The following is a 4,397-nucleotide window of genomic DNA, read 5'->3' on the forward strand; positions in this document are numbered from 1 at the left end:
GCCGTACCCCCGTGGCGGCCGCCCGCCGCCCGCGCCGGGCCTACGGGTGGTACACGACCTCCGGGAAGTCCTTCGACGGTCCGTCGAGCAGGTTGCCGCAGTGCCGGTTGCGCAGGTGGAGGTCGAAGAAGGCGCGCGGGTAGGCCTGTTGGATGAGGACGCAGCGGTCGGGGTCGATGGTGCCGACCTGGGACTGGATCTGCTGCTCGGTCATGCCGAGCAGCCTGCCCGCCTGGGGGATCAGCGTCATGTCGTCGCCGTACGAGGAGTGCACGGCGCCGGTGGCCTGGACGTCGAGGCGCCAGCCGCGCAGGTGGCCCCAGAAGGTCTCGACGTACGGGCTGGCGGCCCGGGTGTAGGCGGCGGTCATCATCATGAACGGCCGGTCGATGTCGGTGGTGATGGCGGGGTTCGACTCCATCCGGCCGTCCAGGGTGAGGCCGGCGCGGATGCGCTGGTCGGCGACCATCGCGAGGGCGGCGGCGGTGCCGCCCTTGGACCAGCCGGAGACACCGATGTTCCGTGCGTCCAGGCCGCCGAGCAGGCCGGCCGGCAGGGCGCGGCCGTCGACGTCGGGGTTGCGTCCGTTGGCGAGGTCGACGACGCGGTCGAGCAGGAAGAGCAGGTCGGCAGCGTAGTCCTTCGGGTACAGCCCGGGGGCGACGCCGTCCCGGGTGACGACGGTCCCGTCCGGGAACTCGGTGATGCCGTCGTGGGTGTGGTCGACGGTGACGACGGCGAAGCCGTGGCTGGCCAACTCCTGGACCACGATTGTGTGGTCGGCGCGGTGGCTGCCCGCGCCGTGCGAGTAGAGGACGACGGGCAGCGGCCGGCCGGTCCGGTGCGCGGGCGCGCCCTGGTGGCCGGCGGTGAGCGGGGCGAGTGCGAGAGGGAGTGGGGCGCCGACGTCGTCGAGGTAGGCCTTCAGGGCGCCCTCGGTCATCCAGGGGGCGAGCAGGTACGCGTCGGCGTTCGCGGCCCGGGCCGGGTACCAGACGGTGGCCATCAGCTCGCGGAACCGTCCGGGCCTGGCGTTCGGGTCGAGCCGGGACTCGTCGCGCAGGTGCAGCGGCACCATGCCCACCGGGAAGGGGCCGGTGGGAGCGGGCAGGGTGAGTCGCGTGGGGGAGCCGGTGCCGCCGGAGGCGGTGCCGGAGGGGACGGTGCCGGCGGAGGCGGGAGCGGCCGAGGCGGTGCGGGCGAGGCCCAGCGGCGCGACGGCGCCCAGGGCGAGGGTGGCGCCCAGCACGCGGCGGCGGGTCGGTCCGGTGCGGTGTGCGATCGGCGTGGTGTCCATGCGCGGAACGCTGTCACGCAGGGCGGGTGGGCAGCATCAGCCCACCGATTGACTCTCCGTCACCTCGTATTGGCCCACGGGTTTACATCCCTGGGCTGATGCGGCCCGGGTGCGGGCGGGGTCCACTGCGACGAACCCGGCCAGCGGATGGCCGCGCCCCTGGGGGGACCCACGCACCGGAGCGCCCCGGGCCGCACAGGGCGGACCGGCGCGCTCCGGCGGAATCTGAACCGGGCGGTCAGCGGCGCCGGGTGGCCGGGGCCCCGGGGGCGGAGAGCGGGCTGCGGTGGCCGGGCTCCGACCGGGCGCTCGCGGTGAGCGTCGGCCCGGCGGGTGCCGGCGGGAACTCCACGCAGGCGGTCTGCGGCTGGGTCGTGCTCTGGCCGAACCGGCAGGCGACGGCGGAGAGTTTGATGGTGATGAAGTCCGCGATCTGCGCGCCGAACCGGATCGGCGTGCCGTTGATCGTGATGTCCCCCACCGCGAAGCCCTTGTCCGCCGGCACCTGGTAGAGCGCCCGCACCGGGTGGGCGGCGTCGCCGCGTTGGTAGGTCCAGTAGCTCTTCGGGTCGGAGCCGTCCGGGGCGGCCCAGCCGTCCGTGGCCAGGTCGTCGAAGTAGAGCCCGACGGGGTTGGCCAGGGCGATGTCGGCCTTCTGCCGGGCGAGCGCGTTCACGGCCGCGCCGATGTGCGGATCGCTGTTGCGCTCCGGCTCACCGTACTTGCTGCACTGGATGAGCTCCTGCTCGGTGGTCAGCTCGACACCGTTGACGACCCGCACGATGGTGGCGGCGGCGGCGAGCTCGATCTCGGCGCCGAGCGTGTTGGCCGCCTGGATCAGGTGCATTGCGCCGTGGGCGGTGGAGTCGTTCCAGCGGTTGCGCTGCTGGTAGCTGCCGTCGAGCCCGAACAGGTCGCTCTGCTGGACGTTCGGGCTGATGTGGGTGCGGTAGAGCTGGAGGACGGTGGCCGGGCTCGACTGCGCGAGCAGGTCCCAGTACTCGGGGCCCTCACAGGTGAACATGACCTGGGTGATCTTCCCCGACGCCGGGTCGCGGGTGACGCTCCACTCGCAGTATTCGTCCTGGACGTCGCGGCTCGCGTCCGCGCGCTGCCAGCGCTGGGAGTCGCCGATCGAGGTCACCTTGATCCGGCGCGGGAAGGCCGTCCAGGAGACGGTCGCCGTGGTGGAGTCGGCGGCGGTGTCGGTGGTGGTGAGGTCGTAGTACTGGCTGCGCGGGCTGTCGTGGAGGGCCCGGCTGGCGTCGGGGCCCTTGACGGCCCGGTCGATGTTGCCGGTGACGAAGTCGTTCCAGGCCTTGCGTCCGGTCTCGTCCAGGTCGGTGAGGTTACCGGGCGGGTCGTAGGAGTTGATGGTGCTCACGACGGTCTCCTTTGGGTGACGGTGGCGTCCTCGGCCATCGCCAGTCGGGGGGAGTCGGCGGGGATGTTGGTGACGGGCAGGGTGAGTTCGAACTCGTCCAGTCGCATCGCCTTGAAATCGCGGCGGCGGGACTCCGCCAGCCGTACGCAGTCCGCGAATCCGGCGTCGGTGCGGATGCGGTCGGCGACGCGTACCAGGTAGGCGTCGATGCGCTGGGCGAAGGCCGGACGCCACTCGTCGTCGGCCAGTGCCCAGGCGGCCGCGAAACGCCCCTCCGGGCTGTCGGCCGGCAGCTTCGCGGCGGCGGCGAGGATCGCCCGGACGACCTGCTCACCGAGCGCGGCGACGGCGGTCGGCGCGGTCGGGACGTAGGTCGCCAGCCGGGCGCGGTCCGGGCTGAACACCGGGTTGGTGAAGTCGACCATGAGGGCGCAGGCGGCGAGCTTCGCAGGGACGATCCCGCGTTGCACCAGCTGGCGCACCACGTCGTTGTCCTCGTAGGCGGCCTCGGGGACCACGAAGGCGAAGAAGGTGTCGCCCGGCCGGGAGAAGCCGCTCGCCCGCTCCTCCAGCCGGAAGTCGAAGGCGGTCAGGCTCTCGACGTACCGGGCGGCGGGCGCCAGCGGCAGCCCGGCGGTGGTGGGCAGGGCGAGCGTGTCCATGTCCAGCAGGGCGTCGCCGTTGAACCAGAATCCGGCGGGCAGCGGCAGGTCGGCGCCGGCCGGTGTGACGGTCGTGCTCTGGGTGGCGGTGCTGGCCAGGTTGACCGAGGTGGTGGTGAACAACTGGCGCAGCAGGTGGTCGGGGTGCTCGATGGTGCCGCTCGCGGTGACCGCGTCCAGCCGGGCCGCGGTCCAGCGGGTGACCAGCGAGCGGACGGTCAGTTCCAGGTTCTGTGCGTCCGATACCTGTTGGTAGAGCGGGTCGGCGCGCAACGGGTCGTCGGGGGCGAGCTGGATGCCGGCCGCCTGGGTCTGCCAGTTGCTCCAGGGCTGTTTCAGCTCCTTCATCACGACGCTGCCGTTGACATGGCTGTCGAAACAGCCGTTGCCCCGGGAGCCGTCGGCGAGCGCGGACCACGAGTTCCCGGCCCAGACCCAGGCCGGTCTGATCCGCATGTAGTAGTTGAACACCTTCGCGGTCGGGTCCCAGGCGGCGACCTGGAGGAAGGTGGTGGCCGGGTCGGCGTTGGCACCGGTGCTGACCAGCAGGTCGACGTCCCGGCCCTGGACGGAACGGGCGATCGCGAACCGGAGGTCGCGGTGCAGTCCGGGTGCGCCGCCGGGTGGGATCTGGCCGGCCTCGCCGATCAGGTAGACCGCCTGCTGCGCGGCCGAGGTGAGCGGCGGCAGGCCGGCCAGCAGGTCCTGGAGGGTCATCGGGAAGCCGCCCCGGCGGAAGAAGACCGTGGCCATCGGGTCGCCGAGTCCCGCGAGCTCCTGCGCGGTCATCGGACGGGCCACGCCGTCCACACCGAGCACCTGGCGGTACAGCCGGCCGGCCTCCAGCGTGTCGGCCCGCGAGACGTAGTCGGCGACCGGGGCCCGGGCGCCTTCCGCGCGGGTCTGCCACACCTGGGCCGTCGCCCGCCGCCTTTCGTGGAACTCGACCATCGCTCTCACACCCTTTCCTCTGGCCTTGAGTCCGGCGCCGGGGGGGGGGGGCGGAGCGCGCCGCCACCCGCAAAGCAGCATGCGGCTTGGGGGGTGGAGGAGC

At 72.8% G+C, this 4,397-nt stretch carries 3 protein-coding genes; all 3 read right to left on the bottom strand.

Features of this window, described 5'->3' with window-relative positions:
• Positions 1–40: 40 nt before the first annotated feature.
• Positions 41–1,297, bottom strand: a complete 1,257-nt coding sequence (locus ACFQ87_RS34225; RefSeq protein WP_380614803.1) for an alpha/beta hydrolase family protein — start codon at positions 1,295–1,297, stop codon at positions 41–43.
• Between the two features lie 238 nt (positions 1,298–1,535).
• Entirely contained in the window at positions 1,536–2,681 is a 1,146-nt protein-coding gene (locus ACFQ87_RS34230; protein WP_380614804.1) for a hypothetical protein, read from the bottom strand.
• Positions 2,678–4,294, bottom strand: coding sequence for a hypothetical protein (locus ACFQ87_RS34235; protein ID WP_380614826.1), 1,617 nt, complete (start codon positions 4,292–4,294; stop codon positions 2,678–2,680). Before ACFQ87_RS34235 ends, ACFQ87_RS34230 begins: the two co-directional genes overlap by 4 nt.
• Between the last annotated feature and the right edge of the window lie 103 nt (positions 4,295–4,397).

The organism is Kitasatospora sp. NPDC056531 (assembly GCF_042794375.1).
Classification (GTDB): Bacteria; Actinomycetota; Actinomycetes; order Streptomycetales; family Streptomycetaceae; genus Kitasatospora.